This window comes from Bradyrhizobium sp. U531 (genome assembly GCF_051710265.1).
Taxonomy (GTDB): domain Bacteria; phylum Pseudomonadota; class Alphaproteobacteria; order Rhizobiales; family Xanthobacteraceae; genus Bradyrhizobium.
The window spans coordinates 2,275,083-2,301,701 of the sequence record NZ_JASVEN010000001.1; the positions used below are offsets into that span (position 1 = coordinate 2,275,083).

At 65.6% G+C, this 26,619-nt stretch carries 29 protein-coding genes; 12 read left to right on the forward strand and 17 right to left on the reverse strand.

The genetic code is table 11. The features are described from left to right. Window positions 1–22: 22 nt before the first annotated feature. Window positions 23–1,357 carry a C4-dicarboxylate transporter DctA gene (gene dctA, locus QRQ56_RS11205; RefSeq protein ID WP_438739787.1) on the reverse strand — a complete coding sequence of 445 codons (1,335 nt, stop codon included), beginning with the start codon at window positions 1,355–1,357 and terminating at the stop codon, window positions 23–25. A gap of 197 nt (window positions 1,358–1,554) precedes the next feature. On the opposite strand from dctA, the gene QRQ56_RS11210 reads away from it, so the two are divergent. Next, entirely contained in the window at window positions 1,555–2,451 is an 897-nt protein-coding gene (locus QRQ56_RS11210) for a LysR substrate-binding domain-containing protein (RefSeq protein ID WP_438739789.1), read from the forward strand. A gap of 1,166 nt (window positions 2,452–3,617) precedes the next feature. After that, the gene (locus tag QRQ56_RS11215) at window positions 3,618–3,830 is read left to right on the forward strand and encodes a hypothetical protein (protein ID WP_438739790.1); all 213 of its coding nucleotides are present in this window, start codon (window positions 3,618–3,620) and stop codon (window positions 3,828–3,830) included. Window positions 3,831–3,866: 36 nt separating this feature from the next. Here the strand turns inward: QRQ56_RS11215 and QRQ56_RS11220 are convergent, their stop codons facing one another. From QRQ56_RS11220 to QRQ56_RS11275, 12 genes are all read right to left on the reverse strand, one after another. Next, complete coding sequence (locus tag QRQ56_RS11220; RefSeq protein WP_438740161.1) at window positions 3,867–4,958, reverse strand: YeeE/YedE family protein; 1,092 nt, start codon at window positions 4,956–4,958, stop codon at window positions 3,867–3,869. Window positions 4,959–5,066: 108 nt separating this feature from the next. Continuing rightward, on the reverse strand, window positions 5,067–5,510 hold the full coding sequence (locus tag QRQ56_RS11225; RefSeq protein ID WP_438739792.1) for a DsrE family protein: 444 nt from the start codon (window positions 5,508–5,510) through the stop codon (window positions 5,067–5,069). A gap of 10 nt (window positions 5,511–5,520) precedes the next feature. Then, on the reverse strand, window positions 5,521–6,426 hold the full coding sequence (locus tag QRQ56_RS11230; RefSeq protein WP_438739793.1) for an alpha/beta hydrolase: 906 nt from the start codon (window positions 6,424–6,426) through the stop codon (window positions 5,521–5,523). 15 nt (window positions 6,427–6,441) lie between these two features. Further along, window positions 6,442–6,873, reverse strand: a complete 432-nt coding sequence (locus tag QRQ56_RS11235) for a DsrE family protein (protein ID WP_438740162.1) — start codon at window positions 6,871–6,873, stop codon at window positions 6,442–6,444. Between the two features lie 29 nt (window positions 6,874–6,902). Then, the gene (locus QRQ56_RS11240) at window positions 6,903–7,595 is read right to left on the reverse strand and encodes a c-type cytochrome (RefSeq protein WP_438739795.1); all 693 of its coding nucleotides are present in this window, start codon (window positions 7,593–7,595) and stop codon (window positions 6,903–6,905) included. Beyond that, on the reverse strand, window positions 7,579–8,841 hold the full coding sequence (soxC, locus tag QRQ56_RS11245; RefSeq protein ID WP_438739797.1) for a sulfite dehydrogenase: 1,263 nt from the start codon (window positions 8,839–8,841) through the stop codon (window positions 7,579–7,581). Before soxC ends, QRQ56_RS11240 begins: the two co-directional genes overlap by 17 nt. A 6-nt stretch (window positions 8,842–8,847) precedes the next feature. Beyond that, complete coding sequence (gene soxB / locus QRQ56_RS11250) at window positions 8,848–10,539, reverse strand: thiosulfohydrolase SoxB (protein ID WP_438739798.1); 1,692 nt, start codon at window positions 10,537–10,539, stop codon at window positions 8,848–8,850. 27 nt (window positions 10,540–10,566) lie between these two features. Beyond that, complete coding sequence (soxA, locus tag QRQ56_RS11255; RefSeq protein ID WP_438739799.1) at window positions 10,567–11,388, reverse strand: sulfur oxidation c-type cytochrome SoxA; 822 nt, start codon at window positions 11,386–11,388, stop codon at window positions 10,567–10,569. 28 nt (window positions 11,389–11,416) lie between these two features. Next, window positions 11,417–11,743 carry a thiosulfate oxidation carrier complex protein SoxZ gene (gene soxZ / locus QRQ56_RS11260; RefSeq protein ID WP_018316049.1) on the reverse strand — a complete coding sequence of 109 codons (327 nt, stop codon included), beginning with the start codon at window positions 11,741–11,743 and terminating at the stop codon, window positions 11,417–11,419. Between the two features lie 17 nt (window positions 11,744–11,760). Further along, the gene (gene soxY, locus QRQ56_RS11265) at window positions 11,761–12,213 is read right to left on the reverse strand and encodes a thiosulfate oxidation carrier protein SoxY (RefSeq protein WP_438739800.1); all 453 of its coding nucleotides are present in this window, start codon (window positions 12,211–12,213) and stop codon (window positions 11,761–11,763) included. Between the two features lie 18 nt (window positions 12,214–12,231). Next, a complete protein-coding gene (soxX, locus tag QRQ56_RS11270; protein WP_438739801.1) occupies window positions 12,232–12,687 on the reverse strand; it encodes a sulfur oxidation c-type cytochrome SoxX in 456 nt (151 codons plus the stop codon). Between the two features lie 128 nt (window positions 12,688–12,815). Next, window positions 12,816–13,394, reverse strand: coding sequence for a SoxW family protein (locus QRQ56_RS11275; RefSeq protein WP_438740164.1), 579 nt, complete (start codon window positions 13,392–13,394; stop codon window positions 12,816–12,818). Between the two features lie 86 nt (window positions 13,395–13,480). Here QRQ56_RS11275 and QRQ56_RS11280 point away from each other — a divergent pair, with 86 nt between their 5' ends. Then, window positions 13,481–14,200: a hypothetical protein gene (locus QRQ56_RS11280; RefSeq protein WP_438739803.1), complete on the forward strand. Its 720-nt coding sequence runs from the start codon at window positions 13,481–13,483 to the stop codon at window positions 14,198–14,200. 2 nt (window positions 14,201–14,202) lie between these two features. On the opposite strand, the gene QRQ56_RS11285 is transcribed toward QRQ56_RS11280, so the two are convergent. Continuing rightward, entirely contained in the window at window positions 14,203–14,934 is a 732-nt protein-coding gene (locus QRQ56_RS11285; protein ID WP_438739804.1) for a cytochrome c biogenesis CcdA family protein, read from the reverse strand. Window positions 14,935–15,037: 103 nt separating this feature from the next. On the opposite strand from QRQ56_RS11285, the gene QRQ56_RS11290 reads away from it, so the two are divergent. The 3 genes from QRQ56_RS11290 (at window position 15,038) to QRQ56_RS11300 (ending at window position 16,952) form a co-directional block, all read left to right on the forward strand. Continuing rightward, window positions 15,038–15,409 (forward strand): thioredoxin, encoded by a 372-nt coding sequence (locus QRQ56_RS11290; RefSeq protein WP_438739806.1) that lies wholly within the window; start codon window positions 15,038–15,040, stop codon window positions 15,407–15,409. 37 nt (window positions 15,410–15,446) lie between these two features. Then, a complete protein-coding gene (locus QRQ56_RS11295) occupies window positions 15,447–15,797 on the forward strand; it encodes an ArsR/SmtB family transcription factor (RefSeq protein WP_438739807.1) in 351 nt (116 codons plus the stop codon). A 75-nt stretch (window positions 15,798–15,872) separates the two neighbouring features. Continuing rightward, window positions 15,873–16,952, forward strand: a complete 1,080-nt coding sequence (locus tag QRQ56_RS11300) for a YeeE/YedE family protein (RefSeq protein WP_438739808.1) — start codon at window positions 15,873–15,875, stop codon at window positions 16,950–16,952. Window positions 16,953–16,978: 26 nt separating this feature from the next. Here the strand turns inward: QRQ56_RS11300 and QRQ56_RS11305 are convergent, their stop codons facing one another. From QRQ56_RS11305 to QRQ56_RS11315, 3 genes are all read right to left on the reverse strand, one after another. Continuing rightward, entirely contained in the window at window positions 16,979–17,761 is a 783-nt protein-coding gene (locus tag QRQ56_RS11305; protein WP_438739810.1) for a hypothetical protein, read from the reverse strand. Window positions 17,762–18,003: 242 nt separating this feature from the next. Continuing rightward, window positions 18,004–18,492 carry a hypothetical protein gene (locus tag QRQ56_RS11310; protein ID WP_438739812.1) on the reverse strand — a complete coding sequence of 163 codons (489 nt, stop codon included), beginning with the start codon at window positions 18,490–18,492 and terminating at the stop codon, window positions 18,004–18,006. A 378-nt stretch (window positions 18,493–18,870) separates the two neighbouring features. Further along, a complete protein-coding gene (locus QRQ56_RS11315) occupies window positions 18,871–19,257 on the reverse strand; it encodes an HrpB1 family type III secretion system apparatus protein (RefSeq protein WP_438739813.1) in 387 nt (128 codons plus the stop codon). Window positions 19,258–19,625: 368 nt separating this feature from the next. Between QRQ56_RS11315 and QRQ56_RS11320 the strand changes: the two genes are divergently transcribed. From QRQ56_RS11320 to QRQ56_RS11345, 6 genes are all read left to right on the forward strand, one after another. Then, window positions 19,626–20,102 (forward strand): tetratricopeptide repeat protein, encoded by a 477-nt coding sequence (locus tag QRQ56_RS11320; protein WP_438739814.1) that lies wholly within the window; start codon window positions 19,626–19,628, stop codon window positions 20,100–20,102. Between the two features lie 5 nt (window positions 20,103–20,107). Beyond that, window positions 20,108–20,719, forward strand: a complete 612-nt coding sequence (locus QRQ56_RS11325; protein ID WP_438739816.1) for a hypothetical protein — start codon at window positions 20,108–20,110, stop codon at window positions 20,717–20,719. Continuing rightward, window positions 20,716–21,726: a hypothetical protein gene (locus QRQ56_RS11330; protein ID WP_438739818.1), complete on the forward strand. Its 1,011-nt coding sequence runs from the start codon at window positions 20,716–20,718 to the stop codon at window positions 21,724–21,726. Before QRQ56_RS11325 ends, QRQ56_RS11330 begins: the two co-directional genes overlap by 4 nt. A 68-nt stretch (window positions 21,727–21,794) precedes the next feature. Then, entirely contained in the window at window positions 21,795–23,264 is a 1,470-nt protein-coding gene (locus QRQ56_RS11335; protein ID WP_438739819.1) for a hypothetical protein, read from the forward strand. 66 nt (window positions 23,265–23,330) lie between these two features. Beyond that, a complete protein-coding gene (gene sctV / locus QRQ56_RS11340) occupies window positions 23,331–25,457 on the forward strand; it encodes a type III secretion system export apparatus subunit SctV (RefSeq protein ID WP_438739820.1) in 2,127 nt (708 codons plus the stop codon). Further along, entirely contained in the window at window positions 25,454–26,611 is a 1,158-nt protein-coding gene (locus tag QRQ56_RS11345; RefSeq protein ID WP_438739822.1) for a MotA/TolQ/ExbB proton channel family protein, read from the forward strand. The genes sctV and QRQ56_RS11345 overlap by 4 nt, the downstream gene beginning before the upstream one ends. Window positions 26,612–26,619: the final 8 nt, after the last annotated feature.

Consider the following 26,619-nt stretch of genomic DNA (forward strand, 5'->3'; position numbering starts at 1 on the left):
CAACCTCAAGGGCTTCCCACGTTCAGAGCGTCTGCAGACCCGCGACGGGCGCATCCGCCTCGACCGGCTCCGCCCGCAGATTCTCCGCCGACGGCTCGATTTCGCCGTTCAGAATACGACGTGCCTTGGCGTGATCAAGGTCCCCCTCCCAGGAGGCGACGACAACCGCCGCAACGCAGTTCCCGACATAATTGCCGAGCGCGCGGGCGATGCCGATGAACCAGTCCACCGAGAGGATCAGCACGAGGCCGATCGCCGGGATGGCCGGAATCGCCGCCAGCGTCGCCGCGAGGACGACAATGGCCGAGCCCGGAACGCCGTGCGCACCTTTGGACGTGAGCAACGCGACACCAAGGATCGCCAGCAGATCGCCCGTTGCAAGCGGCGTATTTGTCGCCTGGGCGATGAAGACGGCCGCCAGGGTCAGATATATCGAGAACGCATCCAGATTGAAGGAATACCCGGTCGGGATCACGAGGCCAACGGTCGATCGCTTGATCCCGAGCAGCTCGAGCTTGCGCATGGTCTGCGGCAGCACGCTGTCGCCCGCGGCCGTTCCCAGCACGATCATCAGCTCTTCGCGCAGATAGGCCAGCAACTTGAACAGGCTGAAGCCGGAGATCCGCATGATCGTCCCGAGAACGACAACCACAAACAGGGCCACCGCCAGATAGAACAGGGCCACGAGGCCGCCGAGCTGCTTGAGCGAGCCGATGCCGTATTTCCCGACGGTGAAGGCGATCGCTCCGAACACCCCGATCGGCGCGAGCCGCACCACGAAATTCATCATCTTGAAGATGATCTCGTTGACGCGCTCGACGAACTCGACGACCGGCCTCGCCCGCTCGCCGCACAGCGACACGGCGCAGCCGAACATGATCGAGACGATCAGAACCTGCAGCACGTCGCCGGAGCTGAACGCTCCGACCAGCGTCGAGGGGATCAGCTTCATCAGGAATTCGGAGACGCCGCCGCCGGCGACCTGGGCGGCGGTCTGGCTGAAGCCGCTGAGCACCTTGGCGTCCAGCGTCTTCGGGTCGATGTTCATTCCAGCGCCGGGCTGGAAGTAGTAGGCAAGCGCGATGCCGAACACCAGGGCGATGGTGGTGACGATCTCGAAGTAGAGCAGCGACCGGATGCCGACCCTGCCGACCTTCGAAAGGTCGCCGGCCGCCGAAATGCCCTGCACCACGACGCAGAACACGATCACCGGCACCAGCATCTTGATCAGCTTGATGAAGCCGTCACCCAGCGGCTTCATCTGCACCGCGGTGTCGGGATAGCCGACGCCGAACGCGATGCCGATGGCGAGTGCGACGACGACCTGGAAGAAGAGTGACTTGAAGATTTTGGGCATGGCTTTCCTCGCTCGCTGGGCTTCCATGTGGCTTGGTCGGCCGGGGCCTTTGCCATTCTTGTCATTGGCGGCGCGTGCGCTTCGCCGCGGAAGGGCCTTTCCCGCGGCAGCACGCGAGACAGCTCTGCCGGTCATTCGTTGACCAGGTGCGACATCAAGTCCAATATATAGAACGACACGATCAATAGGCTTTCCCTATGGACCTCCGTCAGCTCCGCTACTTCATTGCCGTTGCCGAGGAGCGCAGCTTCACCCTCGCCGCCCGCCGGCTGAATCTCTCGCAGCCGCCGCTCAGCCAGCATATCCAGACCCTCGAGGCGGAGCTCGGGACCCCGCTGCTCTACCGGACCAGCCGCAAGGTCGAGCTGACGCAGGCCGGCGAAGCCATGCTGGCGCGCGGACGCGCGATCCTGCACCAGGTCAAGGCCGCCGAGGACGAGGCTCGCTCGATCGGGGCCGGCCTGATCGGCACGCTGGATGTCGGAGCGACCGGCTCCATCCTGCGCGGCCGTCTCGCCGAGCTGCTCGCGGCCTACCGGCAGGTCGCGCCGCTGGTCAGGATGACGGTGCACGAGCAGGCGCCGGCGCTGCAGATCGCAGCGCTCCTCAACCGCACGACCAATATCTGTCTCATTCGCGGCATTCCCTCCGAGCGCGAATTGACCAGCCGGCTTGCCTGGCGGGAAGAGGTCGTGCTCGCGATGCCGGGGACCCACCGGCTGGCGCGACGCAAGCGCATTTCCCTCGGCGACCTCGCGTCCGAGGACCACGTCGTGCTGGATCCTGGTAGCTCGGACTTCGCACGCTACTTGCAGACCTGCTGCGTCGATGCCGGCTTCCTGCCAAAAGTGTCCCAGCAGGTGGTCGACGCCCAGTCGATCCCGAGCCTGATTGCCGCAGGGTTCGGCGTGGCACTCGTGCCGCAGTCGATCGCGCGCTTCACGACCGCCGACATCGTGTTTCGTCCGATCCGGCCCTCGCCGCCCACGGCCGACGTGTTCCTGGTGTTCAGAGCCGACGAGACGTCGATGGTGGTGCACAATTTCGTCAAGCTCGCGCTTCGCTATTTGGGACATCGGAAGGGGTTGAGTTAGGGGGCAGAGGGCACGCTCTCAACGCCGCCATTGCGAGGAGCTCTTGCGACGAAGCAATCCAGAGTCTTTCCGCGGAGGGATCTCTGGATTGCTTCGCTTCGCTCGCAATGACGGTGGATGCGGTGGCAGCCTGCTTCTCCAAGTAACGCCGTCATTCCCCGCGAAGGCGGGGAATCCAGTACGCCGCGGCTTCTCGGTTCGATCACTACGGCCTGTGGGATACTGGATCGCCCGGTTGAACCGGGCGATGACACCGCGTGTATGTTGGCAGACATGGCTCTTCGACCTCGCGGCTTGTTCGCCCGAGCTTTGCTTGATCGCATCGCCCTCAAATCCAGGAGGGCGCAGGGAAGGCCGGGTGCCAGCTCGCACCCGCGGTCCGCTGCGCGAAATGCACACGCAGGAAGAACCGCACAGCAGCATACAGGTGGTGCCGATCACTCGGCCTTCCCTGCGCGATGGTTGGACGGCTTATGCCGTGATCTCCCGGGAGCCGAACTTTCCTTTGGCCTCCCTCGCCCCGCGAATTGGATGATGCAGTCTGCCCGGTTGGGCTCGCTCGCACCTTCGCAAGGGCTTGACCGTAGCAACGACGGCCAGGACCACACGGTTTTGCCGTACGCACGGCCCGTCCTTTCGCCGCAGTCTTCCCAGCCCTGTCGACAGAGCCGGGAACTTACAAACGAGACGAAGCCTAGCAGCGCCGTCGTCCGCACGAAGCCTTGGGCTCACAGGGACACCCCGCCCTGCCCACACCTCTCGTGCCGACGCTGCCGCGTCCACCGCAAGCCCGGCTCGCGATCAAGACGACGACGAAATCGCCCCTCCTGGTGAGCCGGGATGGACAACAGATACGCCGAAACCGAATTTCGGTAAAGTGGAATATTTTTGGCGGGGCGAGTTGACAGAGCGCGACCACAGGCACGTCCGTAGCCCGGGTGAGCGGAGCGATACCCGGGATTTGGTGCGACAGACGCAAAGGCCCCGGATGTCGCTTCGCTCATCCGGGCTACGGACCATCCCTGACATCGCTGTGCTCACTTCGGCGCGAGACCGCCCCAACCTTTCCAAGATTTCATGGAGGTCAAACGCTGTTGATTTGATTTCGCGGCCCGCGCGGCGAGACTTGCGGGTGATCCGGACCAGCTATGGATGGAGCTGTCTCAATGCCGCAATTCAATCCCGAGCTCGTTTGCACCATGAGAACGGCCCTGGAAGAGGCCATGACCAAGGTGCCGGCCGACCTCGTGACCATCTCGACGAAGGCATTCCTCGCCGAATGCATTCTGAAGGCGGCGGCACAAGGGCATACCAATTATGCGGATCTCGTCGCGGCCGCGACCGATCACATCCAGATGATCGCCTCGATGTTTTCGTGAGCGTCGTCTGCCGGCCGGCCGCTTCGATGCACGGCGTCAGAAGCCGGATGCTGGCGAGCGCACCGCCGGCCGCGGCCTCGGCATGCCGGCGCGATCGACGAGCAGGTCGGTGAGCCCCGCTCCGAGCCACATGCCGCCGAGCACGAGCCAGGCGGTGAGCGCGAAGACCGAGGCACCGGTGACGCCCGCACCGACCGCGCAACCACCGGCGAGCATGGCGCCAAAACCCATCAGGACCGCCCCCAGCAGATAGCGGCGCATGCCGAGCCCGTCCGAGAATCCCTCGAGCTTCAGTTCGCGGCTGCGCGCCGCGGCCAGGAACGAGCCGAGGAACACGCCGGGGACGATGCCGAGATCGAAGCCGAGCCGAAGCTGCGCGCTGTTGAGCACCAGCATCAGCAGCTCGGCCGACGGCCCGCTGAAGGTGAGGCTCTTCAGCGTCACCGGCGCGAACGAGGCCTGCGAGAGCTGGTAGGTGAAGAGCCAGCCGGCGACGACGGCCGCCCCCGTTGCAAGCGCGGCAAGGATCAGCCGGCGCGGCAGCCGGCTGCGAAAGGCGAACGACAATCCCGCGATCAGCCACACGGATCCAAAGGCGAGCTTTTCGGGCGTGCCGCCACCGAACATCGCCATGATGTCGCGCGACGGGCCGCCGTCGACCAGCCACAGATTGGACACCCATTCGCGCGCGGGCGACAGCAGGCCGCGATAAGAGGCCTGCGCGGTCACCGCAAACACCAGGCCCGACAGCAGGGCCCGCAGATTGCCATTGGCCGAAAGCACCAGGAGCCGGCTGGCGCAGCCCCGTGCCAGAATCATTCCGCAACCGAACATGACACCGCCGAGCAGCGCGCCGGAGATGCTGCCCTGCTGCGCGAGCTGGCGCGCTTCCGACACGTCGAGCCAGCGGAGCGCGACCAGCCCTTGCGTGCCGACCAGCGCCGCGGCAAAGGTGAGCAGCCAGACCGCAAGACGCGGCCCGCCCTCGCCGCGGGAGAATTCGACCACGGCGGCGCGCAGGCAGAAGCGGCTGCGCTGTGCGAAGAACCCGAACAGCCCTCCGACCACGAGGCCGCCGAGCCATGACAGCCGGTCTTCACCCAAGAGATCGATGATCGACGTCAGCACGTCCGCCTCGGCTGTTCCTGCGCGCATGCGACTCTAGGCGATCGCCCCGTCGCCTCCCATGAGGCAGATCAAGCGCCGGCCAAGCGACAGACCGGAACATCGGCAGCCTCACGGGCGCAAATAGGCAAATCCCTGCTGTTGCAGCTCGGCGAGCCGCACCACGCCGCCCTTCTCAGCCACGACGAAGCCGGGCGTGAGGTCGTCCAGCTTGACACCCTGCGCCTTCATCGTGTTGGCGCAGGCATCGAAGCCGACGCCGGCATCGACGAGCTTCGTCATCATCGCAATTGTATGGTCCTGGGCGGCCAGCGCGTGGAAAGCGCGCAGCGCCGGCCCGTGCACGACCAGCCTGATGTCGGCCTTCCCGGGTCCGCCGACGCCGTCGACGTGGTTCTGCAGATTGCCGAGAACGAAGACGACGCGATCGGCATCGGCGAGATGATAGACGACGCGCTGCCGCGCCGGCGTCTCCGTCGCCGCGGACGCCTGGCGCACCGCGAACGCACCGAAGAGCCCGGCAAGGCTCGCGCGAAGCATGGATCGACGCTGCATGGTCCCCCTCCTATCGTGTCTGCTTGATGAATTCGGCGATGCGGTCGGCGACGTCTTCGGCGAACAGGTCGCGGAAGAAATGATCGGCATCCTGGATTGTGTCGAGCTGTACCCTGCCCCCGCTCGAAGCGGCGAGCGTCGCGAAGGAAGCGGCCACGTCGGGCACGACGCTGTCCTTGGTCGCGGCAAGCACCAGCACCGGCAGCTTGGCGCGTGCCACCAGCCCGGCCGTGTCCTGGCCGGCGTCGGCGGCGTAGAACGACGCAAAGGCCCCCGCCGTGACCACGGCATTGCGGCAATAGACGAAGCCCGGCACGTCCATCCACTCACCGCCGCGGCCGGCCGCAACCGCCTTCGTGGCCAGTTCCAGAAGCGGTTCGAGCGGCTTGCCATAGGTCGTGCCGTAAGCGGCGCGCAGATCGGCCTCGGCTTTTGCCGTCACCGGCGCCAGCAGCACCGCTCCCGCCACCGCCGGGGTGTCGCTTGCCGCGAGATAGCGCGCGACCTGATTGCCGCCGCGCGAATGGCCGAACGCGAAGACCAGCCGGGACACGTCCTTCGCCCGGCCGACCCAGGCGCCGATCTCGGCAATCGCATCCTCGGCGACATAGTCATGCCGCACGGCGCAGTCATACATGCCCTTGCGGCGGTCGAGCCCGAGCGAGAGCGTATGAGCGAGCGAGGCGATGCCGCGCTGCTCCAACGCCTTGGCCACGCCCTGGATGACCTCCATGTCCTTGTGCGCGAGCGTGCCGTGGGTCATCACCACCAGCGGCGTGTCCGGCGTCATCGCGGCTGGGGTGCGCAACGTCGCCAGCGTCGTCCGGCCGGCGACCGACAGTTCGAGTTCCTGCTCGGCAGCGCGCGCGGGGCCTGCGAGCGTCAGCAAGACCGTCAGTCCCAGCAACCAGCGCATCGTTGGCTCTCTCCCCTAAGGCCGGACAATCGTCCAGTTCTTCTCCGCCAAATCCATCAGCGCGGCAACCCCGACCTGCGTGACGCTGACGCCCTCGATCAGCGGCGGTCGCCTGCCTTCCTTCACCGCCAGCGTCTCCAGCGTGTTGCCGCAGGCGATGAAGCTGACATTGGGCATCGATTTCAGGAAATTGACCAGCCGCTCCTTCACCGGCGAGCGGTCCGCGAGCAGCATGTCGAGACCCCCATTGAAGGCGACGACCACAATCTCGACGTCCTCGCCCTGCCCGGAATAGTGCCGCGAAACATTGGCGGCGACATCGAGAACGGCACGCATCTTGACCGGATCGTCGTCACTGATCTGCAGCGCGAGCCTGTGCGGCTCGGCCGCCCGGGTGACAAGCGGATGGATCGTGACGAGCAGGCCGGCAACGAGAGCCGCATGCAGAAGCGTGCGGCGGCTCGCCCAGCCGGGTCTCACTCCACGCCCCGCGACTTCTTCTCCTTGCCGTCCTCGGGCGTGACGTCGATGGCGGCCGCGCGCCCGGTGATCTTCACCGGGGCGATGCAATCCTTCATGCAGGGATCTTTCTGCCAGAACGATTTCTCGCTGGTGGCGCGGTCGTCCATCACGAAACCCTGCTCGTTCGGCATCTTGATCGCGGCGAGGGTCTTCTTGTTCAGCTCGAAGTTCTGGTCGGTGACGACGTCGTTGAGATAGAGAACGTAGGCGACCAGCGCGTAATATTCATCGACCGACAACGAGCCCGTATTGCCATAGGGCATGGCGTGACGGACGTAGTCGAACACAGTCGAAGCATAGGGCCAGTACGAGCCCACCGTCTTGACCGGATTGTCCGAGGTCAGCGAGCCCTTGCCGCCAGCCAGCACCGGCCAGCGGCCGTTGCCCTCGCCGAACTCGCCGTGGCAGGTCGAGCAATTGTCCATGAAGAGTTTTTCGCCCTGCGCGACCGTGCCCTTGCCTTCCGGCAGGCCCTGGCCGTCGGGACGCACGTCGATATCCCAACCGCGGACCTCGTCGGCGGTCGGCGCGCGGCCGATGTGATAGCGGGGACCGCTCTTGGCGTCCGCCTTCTGCTGCGCGAGCGCCGGCGCGCCCAGCGCACAGGCGAGCAGCGCGGCTGCGATGAAGTTAAGCGACTTCGACATTCTCGACCTCACCATTGGCCTGCACATGCCAGGTCTGGATGCCATTGTTGTGATAGATGGAGTTGACGCCGCGGATCTTGCGCAGCTCGGCCTTGCTCGGCTGCACGTATCCGGTCTCGTCCTGCACGCGCGATTGCAGCAGCAGCGGCTCGCCGTTCCAGTCGAACTCGTAGTAGAAACGCGTCAACGCCTTGTCGAGCACGGGCCCGTCGATCCGGGCCGGCCACCAGTTGCGGCCGCCGTCGAGCGACACGTCCACGCGCTTGACCTTGCCGTTACCGCTCCAGGCGAGCCCCGAGACGATGGTAAAACCCTTGCCGTGCCTGATCGGTGCCTGCGGGCTCGGGCTCGTGATCACGGACTTGGCGTCCATCGACCAGGTGAAGCGGCGCGCCTTGCCGTTCGGCATCAGGTCCGTGTATTTCGACGTCTCCTCGCGGGTGTGCCAGGGCTGGTCGCCGACCTTGATGCGGCGCAGCCACTTGACCCAGAGATTGCCCTGCCAGCCCGGCACCACGAGCCGCATCGGATAACCCTGCTCGGGATAGAGCGCCTCGCCGTTCATCTTGTAGGCGATGATGCAATCGTCGAGCGCCTTCTCGATCGGCAGGCTGCGATCCATCGCGGCCGCGTCGGCGCCTTCGACCAGGAGCCATTTGCCGCTGGTCTTGACGCCGGCTTCTTCCAGCAGCGTACGCAGCGAGACGCCGGTATATTGCACGCAGTGGATCATGCCGTGGGTGAACTGGCAGCCGTTGAGCTGGGCGCCGCGCCATTCCATGCCCGAATTCGCCGCACACTCCATGAAATGGATACGGTTGACGCGCGGATAGCGCTTCAGCTCCTCCAGGCTGAGAATGAGCGGACGCTCGACGAGGCCATGGATCATCAAGCGGTGATCGGTGGGATCGACCTCGGCGATGCCGCCGTGATGCCGCTCGAAGCAAAGACCGTTCGGCGTGATGATGCCTTCAAGCTCGTGCAGCGGCGTGAAGCTCACCGAGGATTCGCGCGAGGCGGTCAGCCATTCGACGTCGCGCCGCACGACATCCTTCTCGAATTTCGACGGCTTGCCGTAGGGGCGCACCGCGACGCCCTCACCGAGCGCCTTGGTCCATTCCGGCACGTTGGGCGGCTGGTTGGCGGGATTGCCGGCGGCAGCGGCCGGCCTTGCCAGCATCGAGGCCGCGACGCCGGCGCCGGCGGCCAGGAAGCTGCGACGGGATTGGCTGTCTGTCTTCGACATCGCTTCTTACGCTCCGGTAACTCTAACGGCCCGGTTGGGCTCGAGCCGAACGGTCTTCTGTCGCGTCAAATAATTCGCGACCACGTCCCAGATCGGCGGCCCCTCGGTTCCTTCGTTGACGCTGGCCCAGCCCGCGACCTGATACTCCCTGGCGGGATCGATCGGCGCGCCGGTCTTGACCATCTGCATGTCCGAGATGCGCTGTCCTTGCGGCTTGGCGACGTCGATCGCGTAGGACAGTCCGCCGATCCGCACCATGTCGCCGCCCTGCTGGTAATAGGGATCGACGTTGAAGAGGTTGTCGGCGACGTCCTCGATGATCTCCTTCAGCCGCGCCCCGGTCATGCCCATGCGGTAGACCGCCGGATAGGTGATCGCGGTGGCGTTGGTGACGTCCTCGAAGGTGATGTCCTGCCCCGGCAGCACGCTGGTGCCCCAGCGGAAGCCGGGCGACAGCGCGATCTCGGCGTCGCGCTCCTGCAGCAGAGCCTGACAGATCAGATCGTCGAACGTGCCGTTGAAATTGCCGCGCCGGTAGAGCAGCGAGTCGGTCTTGCCGAGCACCTTGGCGAGATCGGCCGCGAAGGGTTTGCGCACCTCGGCGATCTTGGCGGCCATCTCGGCATCCGCACTGATCACGTCGGAGAACAGCGGAATGAGCTTGTACCTGAAAGCCTTGACCTCGCCGTCGCGGACGTCGAGATCGAGCCGCGAGACGAACTTGCCGGAGGAGCCGGACGCGATCAGCAGGGTCTTGCCGACCTTCACCGCCTCGGGCAGCGCATCGTGGGTGTGCCCGGTCAGGATGACGTCGATACCCTTGACGCGGCTCGCGAGCTTGCGGTCGACGTCGAAGCCGTTGTGCGAGAGCAGCACGACGAGCTGCGCGCCGCCCTTGCGGGCCTTGTCGACCTGCGCCTGGACGTCCTCCTCGCGCACGCCGAACGACCAGTTCGGGATCATCCAGCGCGGATTGGCGACCGGCGTATAGGGGAAGGCCTGGCCGAGCACCGCGATCTTGACGCCGCCGCGCTCGATCATGGTCGAGGCCTCGAACGCCGCCTCGTTCCATTCGGTGTCGCGGATGTTGAGGCCGAGGAACGGGAAGCCGAGGCCGTCGATCGCCTGCTTGACCCGTTCGGTGCCGTAGGTGAACTCCCAATGGCCGGTCATGGCGTCGGGCTTGAGCAGCGCCATGCAGTCGATCATGTCCTGGCCGCGCGTCTTCAGCGAGGACCACGAGCCCTGCCAGGTGTCGCCGCCGTCGAGCAGCGCGACCTTGTCGCCACGCTCGGCGCGGATGGCCCTGATCACGGTCGCCGCGCGGTCGAGGCCGCCGATCCGGCCGTAGCTCTTGGCCAGCGCCTCGAAATCCTCCGAGGTCAGCGCATAGGCCGCCGACGAGCCCGGCGCGATGCCGAAGCGGGCGAGAAACTCCTTGCCGGTGACGTGCGGCGGCTGGCCCTTGGCCTCGCCCACCCCGAGATTGGTCGAGGGCTCGCGGAAATACAGCGGCATCAGCTGGCCGTGGATATCGGTCACATGCACCAGCGTGACGTTGCCGAGCGGCTCGAACGCCAGCAACTCCTTCTCGGTCAAGCGCTGCTGCGCGACCGCGCGCGTCAGGCCGGAGCCGACACCGCCCGACAACGCCGCCGTTGCCGCGGCAACCTGAATGAACTCGCGGCGAGAGATCATGCGCAAAACTCCTGCAAGCTCATCGTTTCAGTTGCGCACCGACGGCGTCTCGACGGCAAGGCCGATGCCGCGCCAGGCGACATAGAGCTCGAGCGCGAGGAATTCGTCCGAGAGCGGCTTGAACGGCTCGGCCCGCACGTCGAACATGCAGCCTTCGAAGCGCTCATGCAGCGGTACCAGGCGCTGGTCGCGCAGCCGATAGGTCGGAAAGCCGTTGGTCTGGCCCTGGCTGAGAAAATCGGCGCGCATGAACTTGCCGTTGTTGCGCTCGTGGCAGGACTCGCAGGCGAGATCGAGCTGGCCGTAGCGCGTGTAGTAGATCTGCTTGCCGCGCTCGAACCAGGGCGACATCGGGCCGTCGGTCTTCACCGCCACGGGCATGCCGTGCGACTGGTAGCGCACGAAGGTGGTCATGTCGGTGAGCTCCCGGGACTTGAACTTCCAGGGCTCGGCCTTCATCTTCTCGCTGCGGCAGATGTTGATGCGCTGCTCGAGATTGACCGGCTTCTTCAGCCTGTCGTCCCATTTCGGCATGGCGGCGCCGACGCCCTTCATGCTGGTCCCGGCCTCGCCATGGCAGCTCATGCAGGACTTGCCCTCGCTGCCCTCGGCCTTCTTCCAGACGTCCGCCGCGCGCTCCACGGCGAGAAAGCCGGGGTTTTCGAGGTCGTCGTCCTGCAACGCACGGGTCTCCTTGCTGCGAAACTGGTAGCCGGAGATGATGGTCTTGAAGACGTGGCCGGGCGGCGCCGCGATGCCCTTGCGCTCGGCATCGTCCGCGAACGCGAGCGTCGCAACCGACGCGGCGGCCGCGACCACAGCGGCCAACCCCAGATATCGTCGCGCCATCGTCGCCTCCCTCAATGCGCGAAGCGCATCATGCCTTGAGCGCAATCTTCTCTTCGGCCGTGATCACGGTGCCGTCGTCATCGGTCCAGGAGAACTTGAACGTGCCGGCCTCGTCGACCCTGGCGTCGAACTGGACGTAGGGATTGGCCGAGATCGCCGGCTCGAGCGCGCAGGAGAACACCGGCTTGCCGTTGAACTCGCAGGCGAACTTGTTGATGATCTTGCGCGGGATGGCTTTGCCCTGCGCGTCCTTGCGCTGGCCGGATTCCATGACGTGCGAGACCAGGGTCTTGATCTGGATCACCTCGCCCTTGGCCGCTTCCTTGGGAAGCTTGATGCGCGGTTTGTCTGCCATCTGTTTTCTCCTGAGCCTTAGCCGCCGCAGCCGCCGATGGTGACCTTGACGGTCTTCTGCTCCGTGAACAGCGAGCCGTCGCTCATCTTCGCGACCGCGACCACGTTTTGCGTGGTGGCGAGCCGGATCCGGATCGCGGCCTCCGCCTTGCCCGACAGCGGCGTGAACGACAGCGTCGCCACGCCCGCATTCGGGTTGCCGTCGGCGATGATCAGGACGTCCGTGACGTGGGAGTCCGCCGTCATCGGGCTCTCGATGCTGATCGACAGCGGCACGGTGTTGCCGTTCTCCGCGATCTCCGGCAGGTCGAGCGAGATCTTGCCCTTGGCCGGCTGCTTGCCGCCGGTGAATTTCTCGATCCATTTCGCGGCGTCGTTCGAGACTTCCGCATCGGCCGCCATCGGCATCAGGGTCAGCATGACGAAGCCGCCCCCGAGCGCAAATGCCTGCCGTCGATTGATGGCTTTCATTCCTGATCCTCCTCGCCGTCAGTTCAGCGTTTTGAGAAAAGCGATGACGTCCTCGACCTGCGCGGCCGTCAAAATGGACTTGCCGACGAATTCCGGGCGCACCCGGCTGAGGCCGTCGTTCCTGAAGAACGCCGGCATCACGGTGTCAGTGAAGATGCGCTTGGGGTCGGCGACGATGAGGCGCAATTGCGCCTCGCTGTAGCGGCCGGCGACACCGTCGAGGGACGGACCGAACTCGCCGTGGAATTCTTCGGACTTCAGGCTGGTGACCTGATGACAGGCCAGACAATTGCCGAGCGTGCGCGTCAGGAACACCTTCTTGCCGGCGGCGGCATCGCCGGGCGTACCGGTCAGGGATTTGGGCAGGGAGTCGTTGACGACATCGAGCTTGATCGGCTCCTTGACGGCCTCTTGCGCGAGGCCGGCACTGGCCGACAGACAAAGTGCAACCGCAGCCGCAAGCGAGCGCCGCATGTTCCCTACCCTTATCGCGGGGTGACGCCCGCTTCTGATCACGACGGACTCACGGTCCATCAAATTCAGTTATTATGATATGTTCATGTGATCGGCGACGTCAAGCGGAATTCGCTCACCGCGTTTCGTCAGCCGTTCGCGGCCAGAAAATCCCGGAACGAGCCGCGCTCATAGGCGCGTTCCCGCACGAAGCGAAACATCGCCAGGAAGTGCGGCGGCTTGAGATAACCCGGCGCCCGCGCCACCTCGCGCGACATCGCCTCCTTCGCCTGAAGGCCTTCGGCGGATGGCGGAAAGAACTGGAAGGTCGGCGTGAACCTGATGCCGTATTTGCGGGCGAGGTCCTTCTCGGTCAATTCCTCGCGGTCGAAATCGGTCACCTTGCGCGAGCCGATCAGATTGAGCTGCAGCACCTCGAAATTGTCGCGGATATAGCTGGCGATGCCGGTATCGGCGAAGTTCACCAGATGCGTCTCGCGGCAATAAGGACAGCCGCGCAGCTCCCACATGATGGCGAGCCGCTTGCCACCGGCCGCGGCGCTCTCCAGGTCCTCGCGCAGATCGAGGAAGCTCTGCAGAAACCAGGGCTCGTGGTAGAGCCCGTCTTCCCCGACGGCAGGCTCAGCCGCCGCCGCACTGCCGCCGACGAGGGCCGCGCCGACAGCGGACAGCAGCAGGCCGCGTCGCGTCGGCGAGCGGAGCTGCATCGGGAAATCGTGCGTCGGAAGATCTTGCGCGTCGCTCATTTTCATTATGATATTCGAATACACGAATGTGACAAGGATTTCCGATCTTGCGCTGCACCATCGTGATGCTGGCATGGCTGGCCTCGAACGCCCTGGCGTTCGGCGCGGAAACCGTCAGGCCTGCGGATGTCATGTCGGCGATAGCGCCCATCATGGCCAATCTGCGCACGGCCGCGAGCTATGCCCGCACCGGAAACGTCGCGCTGGCCCAGATCGAGACCGACGAGGCCATCGCCGGCTGGAAGCGGCTCGCGCCGACCACGTCCGGTCCCCTGCCCGCAGGCGCGCCGGCCGAATTGTCAGGCTTTCTCGACCGCGGTCGCGAGAGACTTGCGATGATCGCGGGCGCGCTGGACCGCGGCGACGATGTCGCCGCCGGCCGCGAGCTGCTTGCGCTTCGGCAGGCGTTTCACGCGCTCAGGCGTCGCGCGGGCCTCTACGATCTCGGCGACTGCATCTTCGAGATCGCGCCCGCCATGGACACGTTGCGGGGCGCTGCCAATAGGTATGGCGAGCAGCCGGTGCCCGCGAATGCCGAGGAGACCGTCGCCGCCGCAGGCGCATTTCGCGACCGGCTCTTACGCTGCAACGACTGGGCAAACAGCGAGATCGCGGCCCAGGGCGAATTCCGCCGGCTGATCGACGGCGCCATCGCCAGCAGCGGCGAGATCGCGCATGCCGCGATGGCGGGCGACGGGCCGCTCGTGCATCGCTACCTGATCGAGCTGCAATCCTTCGCCCAGTTGCTCGACTTCCGTTACGGCTAGCCTCAGCCGATGCGGGTCAATGCAGGGAATTGCTCGAGCAGCCATTCCGAGACCGCGGGCATCAATCCGGTGAGGAACATCAGACCGGTCACGACCAGGAAGACGCCCATCGTCTTCTCGATCAGGCCAAGATGCCGCCGCATGCGGCCGAGCGCTGCGATGAAGCGGCCGGTGAAGGCCGCCGCGATCAGGAAAGGGATTCCAGTTCCGACCGAATAAGCGAGCAGCAGCAGCGCCCCTCGCCCGGTCGTGTCCTCCGAGCCCGCCATCAGGAGCACGGCGGCTAGGATCGGGCCGGCGCAGGGTGTCCAGCCGAACGCAAAGGCCAGGCCCATGACGAAGGCGCCCGCCACGCCGGCCGGGCGATTGTCCACCTGCACGGTCGCGCTGCGATAGAGCAGCGGAATCCTGAGCAGCCCCAAGAAATGCAGGCCCATGACGATGATCAGCCCGCCCGCGACGATGCCGAGCGTCGACAGATGCGCGGAGACGAAGCGTCCCGCGATCGAGGCGGTCGAGCCGAGCACGACGAAGACCAGCGAAAAACCCGCCACGAAGGAAAGCGCGGAGAGCAGGATGCGCGGCCGCAGGTCCGGCCTGTCGCCGGACAGATCCGTAACCGAGACGCCGGCCATGTAGCACAGGAAAGGCGGGACCAGGGGCAGGATGCAGGGCGACAGGAACGACAACAGGCCCGCGACGAAGGCCGCGCCAAGCGTGACGTCCAAGGTCATTTCCGTCCCATCCCTAGCACATATACGAATTTAATGATATAAAGCGCCAAGGACGTTCACAAAGCAAGCCCGCGAGGCAGACCAAAAAGGCCGGTTACGCAGCATGAACAGAATCATCGCCCTGCTCGCCCTCGCCGCCGCGCTCGCGCTGCCCGCGACCACCTCGCGCGCCGCCGAGCTCGTCATGTTCGAGCGGCCCGGCTGCGCTTGGTGCGCACGCTTCAACGCCGAGATCGCGCCGCTCTACGGCAAGACCGAGGAGAGCCGGGCCGCGCCGCTGCGCCGGGTCGACCTGAACGGCCCCCGTCCCGCCGATCTCGCCGGAATCGACCCGGGTCCCTTCACGCCGACCTTCGTCGTGGTACAAGAGGGCCGCGAGATCGGGCGCATTCGCGGCTATCCGGGGGATGCCTTCTTCTTTGGCCTATTGGACCGAATCCTGTCAAAGGCGGGATCGGAACCCGAGAGGTCGTGACTGGTCTTGCGGATTTTGCTGAGAGGAACTTGACGCGATGCCGTTGCCGAAGCTGAAGGAGATCGAGGGCTCCGCCGAACTCGAGCAGATGATCGAGAAGGCGCGCGAGGCGAGCGACATGCTCAAGGCGCTGTCCCACGAGTCCCGATTGCTGCTGCTCTGCATCCTCGCCGAGGGCGAGAAATCCGTGACCGAGCTCGAGCAGTTCCTGGGCGAACGGCAATCGACCGTGTCGCAACAGCTGGCGCGGCTCCGGCTCGACCGGCTGGTGACGACCCGCCGCGACGGCAAGACGATCTACTACAGCCTCGCCAGCGAGGACGTCCGCAAGATTCTCACCGCCGTTTACGACGTGTTCTGCGAGCCGGTGCGCAAGCGCCGCCGGTAGTTTCTTCCGCGCTGGCTTTTCGCGCCCTGCAGGCGCAGATTACCCGCAAGGCCGAACCAAGAAGAAGCGGGAGGAATGCTGAGCCCTTCGATCATAGCGTTTGCATGCGGGCTCGCCGCCGGCGCCATGCTCGGCGTTGCCGGCCGCGCGGGACGTTTCTGCACGCTGGCGATGCTCGAGGACGCCTTCTTCGGATCGGATTATCGCCGGCTGAAATCCTTCGCGCTGGCCGCTTCGGTCGCCCTGCTCGCGACCCAAATCCTCGCCGCGTTCGGCATCGTCGATCTGACGCGGTCGATCTACCTCACGGGGTCGATCGGCCTTGGCGGCGCGATCCTCGGCGGGCTGATGTTCGGCGTCGGCATGGCCCTGGTCGGCACATGCGGCTTCGGCACGCTGGTGCGCGTCGGCGGCGGCGATCTGCGGGCCATCGTGGTCTTCCTCGTGCTCGGCCTGTCGGCGCTCGCGACCATGCGCGGCATCACCGGCATGCTGCGCGTGGCGTTGATCGAGCCATTATCCCTGCGGCTTACGGAAGGCAGCAACCAGACGCTGACCTCGTTGCTTGGCGCAGGTAGCGCGATGCGCGCGATCCTTGTCGTCGCGATCTCCGCCGCGCTCGCGTTCTGGGCCCTTGCGGACGGCAGGCTGATCCGGTCGCCGCGGCTGCTGGCCTCCGGCGTTGCCGTCGGCGCTGCAATCGCGTTCGGCTGGTTCGCCACCGGATGGCTTACCGACGACGAGTTCGATCCCGTGCGGGTCTCCTCGCTCAGCTTCGTAGCACCGCTTGGCGACGCCATTCTCTACATCGCCACCTTCTCCGGAGCGCGGCTCAATTTCGGCATCGGATCGGTTGCCGGCGTCGTCGCAGGCTCGTTTGCCGCCGCCATCCTCGCGCGCGGCTTCCGCTGGGAGGCGTGCGACGACGCGCGCGAGTTGAAGCGTCACATGACCGGCGCGCTGCTGATGGGCATCGGCGGAATCATGTCGATGGGCTGCACCATCGGCCAGGGCCTGAGCGCGTTCTCGACGCTTGCGGTTTCCGCCCCCGTCACGATGGTGGCCATCGCCTGCGGCACGCGCCTCGGGCTCGAGTTCACGATGACCGGCGAGTGGCTGCCGGCCGTGCGCAGACTATTCGGGGCCTCGACCTGACGAGGCCCCGCCGCCGGGATCGGCGCTCATGGACGTGACGGGCCATCGGCGTACCAGGTCAGGTTCGAGGTTACCTCGGTGACCTTTTCGACCTGCTGCGAAGCTATTTTCAGGCCGACCTGACACGCGGCGACATCCTGGCTCACTTCGCCGCTATTCGGACGGAGCTGCGAGTCGAATTTGGCGATCTCCAACGCGCGCGCCCACGCTTCCTTCTCCTGCTCCGCGCGCAAATTGAACTCGTTCTTCGCCGCCAGCAGCGCTTTGCCCGCCTCGCCCCGATCCGCTGGGGTGACCTTCCGGTCGAGCAAGTGTGCCTGACTGTTCTTGAAATCCTTCTTCACTTGTTCGTTGCGTGCATTGGCGTCGTTGAACTTCTGTTCGGCCGCCTTGGTCGGCTCGGCCTGTCGTTCAGCCGAACCGGCCAGCCGTGCCTTCGGGTCTTTCGCCTGCTCGAGCAGATATTTGGCATAATCGGCATGAAGCGCCAGGTCGGCAGGGTCACCCGCGCCAACCTCCTTCGCGAACAACTGCGTCGCGTAGTTTGCCTCGGCGACGCCGATGGCATGTTGCTGGTATTGAGAGTTGATATTCGAATCCTTTCCTCGGACGCGATCGTAGGACACGAAATTCTCGACGGCGCTGACCGCCGCCTTCTCGCTGTCCTTTGCTGCCATGCCAACTCCAGCCGCCAGGACCCCGGACGACACCGGAGCCTTCTTCGCTTCCGGCTTGGCGTCCTTGCTGTGGTCCTGCGCCGACACGATCTGGCTGTTCAGCCTGTCGGCGATATCCGCAACGATTCCCATTTTCTTCCTTCACTGTTTGACGCGCACCGCAGGCCCGCAATTGCCGGGAGCCCCCCGGACATCGCGATCTCGACGCCGCACGTCTCGTTCCGGCAAATACCGGGCGTCCATTGAGCTAACACGCCGGCGTTTATCCGCCTGTGCCCGAGATGACTGTCGTCGCCGCATTTCGATGCACAGCCCGCTGCGCGCACCATCTGAAAACGGAAGTTGACGAGGCGGTGTCGTCTTTCGCTGGCAGATCAAGGCTTGGTGGCGCCGCCGGCGGCCGCGGCGGCAGCAGCCGCCTTTTCCTGGTCGCGATATTGTGTCGCGTATCGAATGACCTCGTTCGCGTCGTCGACCGCTTTCTGGCGGATGCGATTGTTCGCGGCATTCGTTCTCGGCGTTTTCGGATCGTGATCCGATTTCAGCCAGCCGATATGATCCTGCTCGGCGTGCTGGGCCGCATCGAACGCCTTCGTGAGCCGCCTATCCGCATCCGCCGCGATGCCCGCCGGTGTCAGTTTGTTGGCGAGATCTTCCGCGCGCGTGATCACTTGAGCTGCCTTCTTGAGATCATCATCGCTGGCGTGGCCCTCATAGAGCCTCTGATATTCCTGCTTCGCAAGCGCGATCTGATCGGTTGCCAGCTTCAGCGCCCTGGCCTTGAGCTCAGCGTCCTTTGTCAACACCTCCCTTTTCTTCTCATCCCTGATCGGTGCTGAATCGCCCTTGCCCGGCTTTGCCACGTCGTGCTTGTCGATCTCGGCGAAATCCTTGGCAAGACCATAGTGATGGTCGAGAAACGAAGTGACCGCCTTCTCCACCTCGGAGGGTCCTGCCGATATTGACGAGGCCGGCTCAGGCTTCGCCGCCGGCGGGGGCGATTGCACACCGGAGATGCCTGCGCTCTTCTTCGCGGGGGCGGCTTCGGCTTGCGCGGTTCGCTGCGCAGTCGGCTGATGAACCGTGCGTGCCATTGCCGGATCTATCGTCGAGCCACTCATCCTGTTCTCCATGACGGGAATATCCGCTCCCAGCGAGCGGGATGACCATCATGCACACCACGCCCGGCGTCGCGTCATGCGAACGCAGTATGGAGCGGCGGTTGGAAGGTTGTCAGACGCTCATCTGAGCATCGGTTCGTTGACGCCGTCCAGCTCGACGAGCAGCTCGCGCGCCAGCGCGGCATCCGCCCGGTCGCCCGCCGTCTGCATGACCTCGCGCGAGATCTCGCGAGCCGCGGCGCGATCGCCGCTGCGATAGAGCGCCAACGCCAGGAACGCCTGCTGCGTGTCGGTCGGCGGCAAAGCCCGCATCGTCTTGACCGCACCGGCGTAATTGCCGGCGGCCATGTCGACCAGGGCCGCACCGATGAAGCCCGCCTCTTCCGCCGGTCGCGCGGCCCGAACGCCGGCGAAGATCGCGGCAGCTTGGGCGCCCTGTCCACGCGACAGCGCCATGAAGCCCAACTCGGCGAGTGTGCGTACGTCGTCGGCCGTGAGCTCGATCATGCGGGTTCCATCCGAAAGCGATTACTCTTCGAAGCGTCAACCGCGCTGGATATAGCGCGGCAGTCTTCGCGATGCCAACTCCCGCAGCGCATCGGCGATTGCGTTGCGCTTGTCACATGCGGCACACGAGAGCCGCTGCTTTCATGATCTATCCGACCTTCGCCTCGTTTGCGCAACAGAGGACAGGGAGAGTTCGTTTACAGCACAGGCTTTGTCGTCATTGACCAGACCCGCCGGCGCCGCGCCTCCGACGATCGGAGGATTATTGCCCGATCGTGCCCCGCTATAACCGGAGCCGCCCCGCGGCACCCACGCCTTGAAACAACGCGAGCGTCAAGATGTCCGTTGCGATTCCACGAAGGCCACTCATGCCCGACACGGGCGAACGCGCCACCGAGCTCGGCGAAGCGCAACGTCTCATCGCCCAGGGAGCCGTTCGCAAGGCGCTCGGGCTGGAGCCGGTCGATCTTCGCCTCGGCCTCGACGTCGCGCGCAACCAGCTGCAGAAGGGCGCACCGATCGAGGCCTTCGGCACCTATGCCGCCCTCGTCGTATGCGATCCCAGCGATCCCGAGCTCCAGGCCGGTCTGGCCAATTGCGCCTTGCTGCTCGGCGAAAACAGCCTCGCTTTGCACGCAGCGTCGGCGATCGTTGCGCTCGCGCCGTCGGATCCGCGCGGCTATTTCTTCTCCGGGCGCGCCTGCCTTGCGATGGGCCAACTCGCAGAAGCAACCGAAGACCTGACCGAAGCGATGCGGCTGGCGAGCGGACCGCAGGGCGACGCCGCGGCCATTCGCGAAGAAGCCAGGAAGCTGCTGGACCGGATTGCCCTGCTCAAGAAGTAATTGCCATGTCGGCCGCGACCGCAGTCCATCACGACGATCTCGAACCGACCGCCGCTGACGCCGATCCCGGCGCGGCCGAATTCCTCCTGCTTGAACAGCTCTTCGTCGCGGCGGCGACCGCAAGAGGCCTGCCGGGCCGCAAGATCGTCGCGCGCCTGAAGGATGGCGTCCTGCTCGGCCAAGCGCTCGGAATCAAGCGCGAACCGGTCGAGCTTCTCTATGCCCGGGCCCATCGCTGGGGGATGATTGGCGAGCACGCAAGAGCCGAGCGGCTGTTCGGCGCGCTTTGCATCGTCGATGCAGGCAGTGCCGATCACTGGGTCGGCCTCGGGATCTGCCTGAGGGCGCGCTCAGCCTGGCCGGAGGCGTTGGCCGCTTTCGAACGCGCGACGGCGTTGCGGCCGCGCTGGGCCGTTCCGCATCTGCATGTGCTCGAACTCTCCGCCCGCAGTCGCGACTGGACCAGGGCCGCGGCCGAGCTTGCCGCCTTCGAGCAGAAGACGACAACGGAGACACCGCCTGCCCTGACGGCCGAGGCCGAACGCTACCGCGTTGCGATCGAACTGCACCTGGCAGAGCGCGCTGGCGCGGACCAGACGGGAGAACCGGGGTCATGACGCCGATCGAGGGCTTGCTCCACACGCTAGACGACCTGATGCGCAGCAGCATGGCGGTGGAAATCGCCAAGGCGCTCGCCCCTAACTCCGATGATGAAGCATCGACCAGGATGCCCGCGGCGGGCAGCTACGGGACCAGCGCTACTCCGCTGCCGACGGGCGCGCCCGGCTTTGCCGGCCTGCGGTTGCCCACGGCATTCTCCGACCGGCTCGAGACCGAGATCGTCCGCACGTTGTTGATGAGTCTCACCGCAAGCAGCAACGCCGGTGCACAGGAGGCGCCTTCCGTGGCGCTATCGGCTGCGATCCGGCAGGCCCTGGCCGCGCAGCCCGGCAGCGCCGCCGAGCAGCAGGGCTTTGCCAGGGAAGACGCCGCACAGTTGCTCGCCACGCCACCATCGGCCCCTCGCCTCGCGATGCCCCTGCACCAGCAGGTCGTCGCGAGCGGCTCCCGCAGCGATCTCTGGGAGGGCTCGTCCCCCATGCCGAATGCGCAGCCGCAGCGCGGCGCAGCGATCGATGCCGCAACACAGCCTCCCGTCGCCGACGCAAGTGCAGACGTCGCCACTTCCCCCGACCAACAACCGCGCGCAGCCGACAAGGCGCACACTGCGGGCATCACGATGGCGGCCAGCCCGGCCATGACCGAGATGCGAGGTATCATCGCTTCGTTCGCATTGAACGCCGCGATGATCCCGGGATGGCCCTACCAGACGCAGTTCGTTCCCGGCGCCCCGAATATTCGCGAGGAAGAGCTTCTCGCCTATCTCGCCAACATGGGCGCACAGGGCGAGTTGGTGGAGAAGCTGCGGAAATCGCGGCCGCCCGCGGGAAAGCGTCTGCTCATGTGTCTCGCCGTCATGCTGACCGCAATCGAGACCGTCGTCGACGCGATTGCCAGCGAGCTCGCCTTGCTGGCCGGGGACGAAATCGCGCTTGCCGAGGATCGGGCGGCGGCGAACGCGCATGGACGCACCGGCGCACGGCATCGGCTCTACATCGAGTGATTTTCTGCACAACCGCCGCCCTGCGGCCCGATTAGGCTCACGCCGTCCATCATGCGAAGGAAAAGACGATGTCCTCCGTCTCAGGCGTCTCGCCATATTCGTCCTCACTCTGGCTCGAGGTCCCGACCGAGCCTGCCAGCGGCCCACGCGCGGACGGTACATCCGGAGCCTTTGCCACCGGCCTGCCGCCTATCGGTCCTTCGAGCGACGACGCCAGCCTGCAGCTCGTGCTCTCGATCCTGCGCAGCGACGGCGCCGACAAGGCCGCGGCGAACCGGATTCGTTCGCTGCTGAGCGGCTTTGCCGGCGTGTTTGGCGCGATCGGCGCCAACGCTCTCCAGCGGCAGCGTTTGATCGAGCAGAATGCCGACAATGCAGCCGAGATTGCCAATCTGCAGCAGCAGAAAACCGGTGCCACGTCCGATCTCGCCAGCGCCGAGGACAAGCTGCAGCACGACCAGAAACTCGACCCGCCTGATCCCGATCTGGTCAAGGCCGACATGGACGCGATCGCGGCCATCCAGGCCTCGATTTCCACGCTGACGCTGGCGATCGGAAATCTCCAGACTCAGTCGGACGCGAACGCGGCGAGGATCGCCGGCCTGCAGTCGGGCTTCCTTTCCGGCTTTGCGTCGATCGCGGCCGCCATCATCCGCAACCTCGCCAGCCAGCAGCGCAGCATCGACGCCGGCAACGACAGCTCGATCGGCCTGATCGAGAGCATCTATGCCGACGTGCAGCAGTTCCTGACCGAGGCGCAAGCCGTCAAGGAGCAGCGCCTGCAGCAGGACCGGACGGCCGATGACAAGGATATCGCGACACAGCAGACCGATGACCTGACGCGGCGGAACGCCGACGCGGCGGTGGAGCTGAGAGGTGAAGTCGCCGGCGACAATCAGGAAAGGGATCAGGACACGGCAGCGCTCAGCGCGAGGCAGGACGTGATCGCGCAAGCCGAGCAGCAAGCGATCGAAGCGGCCCGTCCCGATCCGGCGCTCGTGAACCAGCAAGCAAAGGCATTACCGACGCCCAACGATCCATCCGCAGCGTCTGACGATGCGCACCGAGCCGAGGCGGAAGCGATCGCCGCATCGACCGCGCGCCGGGCGACCGATAGCGCCGCAGATCAGCGCGATGACGATCCGGCGCGGGCCGGCCGCCGACCTGACCGCAGCTCCGCGCTTGCTCTGGAAGAACCGCGGAATTCCGCTTCCCCGATCGGCGTGCGCGATGACGCCACCTCCACCGCCGCCCGCGACGACGCCGCGGCCGTGGTGCGGCGGCACGATCTCACCGCGAACGCCAATGCCGCCGTGGCCGCGGACCACGTCGCTGACCTCAGCGAGATCGCCGATCAAGCCCTGCAGCGTGATGCGGTCGACCAGGCCGCGATCGATCGGCTGGTCGAGCGCGCCGACCGCCTGGTGGCGACGCTGAGCCACCTCCTCAATCCGCCGTCGCCCGCCGACCTGTCGGAACGCGGTCTCACCTCCGCCAGCCTGCAGGACGGCACCGGGCGGCTGCGGATTTCGATCTAGCTCCGTCCGCGCGCGCCGGGAGCACCCTCCCGCCGCGCCCCCGCAAGACGACAACAGGACTTGAACATGCTGACCGGCTTCCTGCGAACGATCTCCAAGCGAAACGACCTGATGCTGGCGTTCATGCTGGTCTGCATCGTCTTCATGATGATCCTGCCACTGCCGACGCAGGTGATCGACCTGCTTATCGGCATCAACCTGACGCTGGCGGCGATCCTGCTGATGGCGTCGGTCTATCTGCAGAACGTGGTCGAGCTGTCCTCGTTTCCCTCGATCCTGCTGCTCACCACGCTGTTCCGGCTTGCGCTGGCGATCTCGACCACCCGCCTCATCCTGATCCAGGCCGACGCCGGTCACATCGTCGAGACCTTCGGCCAGTTTGTGGTCGCGGGCAATCTCGTCGTCGGCCTCGTCGTCTTCCTGATCCTGACCATCGTCAATTTCATGGTCATCACCAAGGGATCCGAACGCGTTGCGGAGGTCTCCGCACGTTTCTCGCTCGATTCGATGCCCGGCAAGCAGATGTCGATCGATTCCGACATGCGCGGCGGCCAGATCGAGCTCGGCGAGGCGAAGCGCCGCCGCAACAAGCTCGAGAAGGAAAGCCAGCTCTACGGCGCCATGGACGGCGCCATGAAGTTCGTCAAGGGCGATGCCATCGCGGGCCTCATCATCATCGCCATCAACCTGATCGGCGGCATCGCCATCGGGACCTTGCAGCACGGCATGACGGCCGGCGAGGCGCTGGAGCGTTATTCACTGCTCACCATCGGCGACGGCCTGGTCTCGCAGATTCCCGCGTTGTTCATCTCGATCACCGCCGGCTTCATCGTCACCCGCGTCTCCTCCGAGGAGAACAAGGACCTCGGCACCGACATCGCCGCACAGCTGATGAACGAGCCCAAGGCCCTGATGATCACGGCCGGCATCCTCGGCATCTTCGCCATCGTGCCCGGCTTCCCGCCGATCGTCTTCATCGCCTTGTCGATGGCTTGCGCCGGCGCCGGCATTCTGACCGCGCGCGCCCGCAAGCGCAACCTGTCGGACCAGCGCACGCAGGAAATGCCGGCGCTCGCCGGCGCCCTGTCCGGTAGGGACGTGCCCTCCTTCCCGAAGGACGACCCCGAGGACAACGAGCCGATCGAGAACGTCAAGTTCACCCTCGTCGTTCCCCTGATCGTCGACCTCTCTTCCGCCGTCCGCAACTCGATCCGCCCGAACAAGCTCGATCGCGAGGTCGCGCGCGTGCGCCGCGCCCTCTATTTCGATCTCGGCGTGCCATTCCCAGGCGTCCACCTCCGCCTCAACGACAATCTGCGCGAGGGCCAATACCGCATCCTCGTGAACGAGATTCCGGTGGCCGCGGGAATGCTGCAGCCGAACTGGTTCATCGTTCGCGAGACCGAAGAGAACCTCAACATGTTCGACATCCCGTTCGAGCGCGGCGAGGACTTTTTGCCGAACACGCCAAGCTACTGGGTCCAGATGAAGCATCTGCCGCTGGTCGAGCGCGCCGGCATGCAGATCATGACGCCGTCGAGCATGCTGACCTATCACCTCGCGCATGTGCTGAAGAGCCACGCGTCGGAATTCATCGGCATCCAGGAGACCATGTACCTGATGAACCAGATGGAGGACAATTTCGCCGAGCTGGTGCGCGAGGCCACGCGCGTGCTTCCGGTCATCACCATCACCGATGTACTGCAGCGGCTGGTGATGGAGCAGATCTCGATCCGCGACATGCGCACCATCCTCGAAGGACTGGTCGAATGGGGGCAGCGGGAAAAGGATCCCATCATCCTCGTCGAGCACATGCGCGGCGCCATGTCCCGCTATATCACTCACAAATTCTCGGGCGGCCAGAACATCATTCCCGCCTATCTGCTCTCCAAGGAGATCGAGGACGCGGTGCGCGGCGCCGTCCGGCAGACCAGCGGCGCCTCCTACCTTGCGCTTGCGCCCGACATCCACCGCCAGCTCATCGCCTCGATGAAGAACGTGATCCGCAGCTCCGGCCAGCACAGCCTGTCGCCCGTGCTGCTGGCGCCGATGGACATAAGGCGTTTCATGCGCAAGGTCATCGAGCGCGACTTCCCCGATCTTGCCGTGCTGTCCTATCAGGAGCTGGAGCCGAGCTCGAACGTGCAACCGCTCGAGAGAATCAAGCTCGTCAACCAGCTCTCCGCCGCGTGACGTCCATCGCAGAACGCCGTGACCTGCCCGGCGAGACCGACTCCCGGCTTCGCATCGACGATTGGCGGGTGCGCATCTACGGCATCGGCTTCCTCGTTGCCTACCTGCTTTATCTCGGCGCGGGCGGCTTCGCGCACTGGCCCGCGGTCGCCGCCGCCGTGCTCCTCGTGACGTCCTTCGGCGCCTGGAAGATGCATCACCGATGCTTTCGCGCCGGCATCATCGCCGGGACGATCCACACGCTGCTGTTCCCCTTCATCGTGCAGGCGCTGTCGGCAGGTGAGCCGCTCGTCGCCCTCGTCGCCCGCTACCCGGTCTGGCCGCAGCTCCTCGTGACGCTGATCGCAAGCCGCGCTTTGGCGAGCGAAAGCCACCTCGCCTTCGCGCGCTTCTGGCTGAGACCGCTCGACCGCACCGGCCCGGTCGAGATGCAGTCGGCCGCAGCGCCGGTGGCGCTCGCCTGCTTCCTCGTCCTGCTGTTCTATCTGGCGGTACCGTATCTTATGGATCCCGGCTCCGGGCCGGTGCAGTCGGTCGTCGTCTCGGCGGTGCTCGGACGGACCGTGGTGCACAGCGCCATCATCTTCCTGTTCTTCGTCGTGATGGCCTCGATCCTCGACGCCGCGCAGCTGCATATTACGGACAGCCGGATCGTTGCCGGCGTCAGCCGCCTGATCGAAACCGAGCGCGCCCTCGGCCGCCGGCCCGATCTGTCCACCGTCCTTGCCCGGCAGCTCGCACCGGTCGGCCACACCCGCGCGGTCCGCCTGCTGACCGCCGCGCTCGACGCCGCCGGTCCGGAAGCCGCCGCATCGCCGCGCCTCGTCGCCCTGTCATTCGACCGTTTCCAGTCGGCGTCGCGCCAGTTCATACGGTCGCTGCTGCCGCTGCTGCCCTTGCTCGGCTTCCTCGGCACGGTGATCGGCCTGGCGAGCGCGATATCGGAGCTTCCGCACGATCTGAACGCATCGTCCGGGCATAACGTCGACATTTCCGCAAGCCTTGCGGGCCTCGCCGTCAAGTTCGAGACGACACTGCTCGGACTGATCGCGAGCATCATCTGCTCGCTCGCCCTCGGCCTGCTCGAGAAGCGCGAAACCGAGCTGGCCGCCATGTGCATGCTGATCGTGAACGATGCGCGAGAGGCCCGATGATCGCCCCT

What these genes read in the sequence shown, in the direction of transcription:
- soxA (WP_438739799.1), bottom strand. Translation starts at nt 11,388, where the DNA reads ATGGCGCGACGATATCTGGGGTTGGCCGCTGTGGTCGCGGCCGCCGCG.
- soxB (WP_438739798.1), bottom strand. Translation starts at nt 10,539, where the DNA reads ATGATCTCTCGCCGCGAGTTCATTCAGGTTGCCGCGGCAACGGCGGCG.
- QRQ56_RS11285 (WP_438739804.1), bottom strand. Translation starts at nt 14,934, where the DNA reads ATGACCTTGGACGTCACGCTTGGCGCGGCCTTCGTCGCGGGCCTGTTG.
- QRQ56_RS11320 (WP_438739814.1), top strand. Translation starts at nt 19,626, where the DNA reads ATGCCCGACACGGGCGAACGCGCCACCGAGCTCGGCGAAGCGCAACGT.
- QRQ56_RS11325 (WP_438739816.1), top strand. Translation starts at nt 20,108, where the DNA reads ATGTCGGCCGCGACCGCAGTCCATCACGACGATCTCGAACCGACCGCC.
- sctV (WP_438739820.1), top strand. Translation starts at nt 23,331, where the DNA reads ATGCTGACCGGCTTCCTGCGAACGATCTCCAAGCGAAACGACCTGATG.
- QRQ56_RS11210 (WP_438739789.1), top strand. Translation starts at nt 1,555, where the DNA reads ATGGACCTCCGTCAGCTCCGCTACTTCATTGCCGTTGCCGAGGAGCGC.
- QRQ56_RS11225 (WP_438739792.1), bottom strand. Translation starts at nt 5,510, where the DNA reads ATGCAGCGTCGATCCATGCTTCGCGCGAGCCTTGCCGGGCTCTTCGGT.
- QRQ56_RS11240 (WP_438739795.1), bottom strand. Translation starts at nt 7,595, where the DNA reads ATGTCGAAGTCGCTTAACTTCATCGCAGCCGCGCTGCTCGCCTGTGCG.
- QRQ56_RS11295 (WP_438739807.1), top strand. Translation starts at nt 15,447, where the DNA reads ATGCCGTTGCCGAAGCTGAAGGAGATCGAGGGCTCCGCCGAACTCGAG.
- QRQ56_RS11215 (WP_438739790.1), top strand. Translation starts at nt 3,618, where the DNA reads ATGCCGCAATTCAATCCCGAGCTCGTTTGCACCATGAGAACGGCCCTG.
- QRQ56_RS11305 (WP_438739810.1), bottom strand. Translation starts at nt 17,761, where the DNA reads ATGGGAATCGTTGCGGATATCGCCGACAGGCTGAACAGCCAGATCGTG.
- QRQ56_RS11335 (WP_438739819.1), top strand. Translation starts at nt 21,795, where the DNA reads ATGTCCTCCGTCTCAGGCGTCTCGCCATATTCGTCCTCACTCTGGCTC.
- QRQ56_RS11300 (WP_438739808.1), top strand. Translation starts at nt 15,873, where the DNA reads ATGCTGAGCCCTTCGATCATAGCGTTTGCATGCGGGCTCGCCGCCGGC.
- soxY (WP_438739800.1), bottom strand. Translation starts at nt 12,213, where the DNA reads ATGAAAGCCATCAATCGACGGCAGGCATTTGCGCTCGGGGGCGGCTTC.
- QRQ56_RS11230 (WP_438739793.1), bottom strand. Translation starts at nt 6,426, where the DNA reads ATGCGCTGGTTGCTGGGACTGACGGTCTTGCTGACGCTCGCAGGCCCC.
- QRQ56_RS11330 (WP_438739818.1), top strand. Translation starts at nt 20,716, where the DNA reads ATGACGCCGATCGAGGGCTTGCTCCACACGCTAGACGACCTGATGCGC.
- soxX (WP_438739801.1), bottom strand. Translation starts at nt 12,687, where the DNA reads ATGCGGCGCTCGCTTGCGGCTGCGGTTGCACTTTGTCTGTCGGCCAGT.
- QRQ56_RS11290 (WP_438739806.1), top strand. Translation starts at nt 15,038, where the DNA reads ATGAACAGAATCATCGCCCTGCTCGCCCTCGCCGCCGCGCTCGCGCTG.
- QRQ56_RS11315 (WP_438739813.1), bottom strand. Translation starts at nt 19,257, where the DNA reads ATGATCGAGCTCACGGCCGACGACGTACGCACACTCGCCGAGTTGGGC.
- soxC (WP_438739797.1), bottom strand. Translation starts at nt 8,841, where the DNA reads ATGTCGAAGACAGACAGCCAATCCCGTCGCAGCTTCCTGGCCGCCGGC.
- QRQ56_RS11275 (WP_438740164.1), bottom strand. Translation starts at nt 13,394, where the DNA reads ATGCAGCTCCGCTCGCCGACGCGACGCGGCCTGCTGCTGTCCGCTGTC.
- soxZ (WP_018316049.1), bottom strand. Translation starts at nt 11,743, where the DNA reads ATGGCAGACAAACCGCGCATCAAGCTTCCCAAGGAAGCGGCCAAGGGC.
- dctA (WP_438739787.1), bottom strand. Translation starts at nt 1,357, where the DNA reads ATGCCCAAAATCTTCAAGTCACTCTTCTTCCAGGTCGTCGTCGCACTC.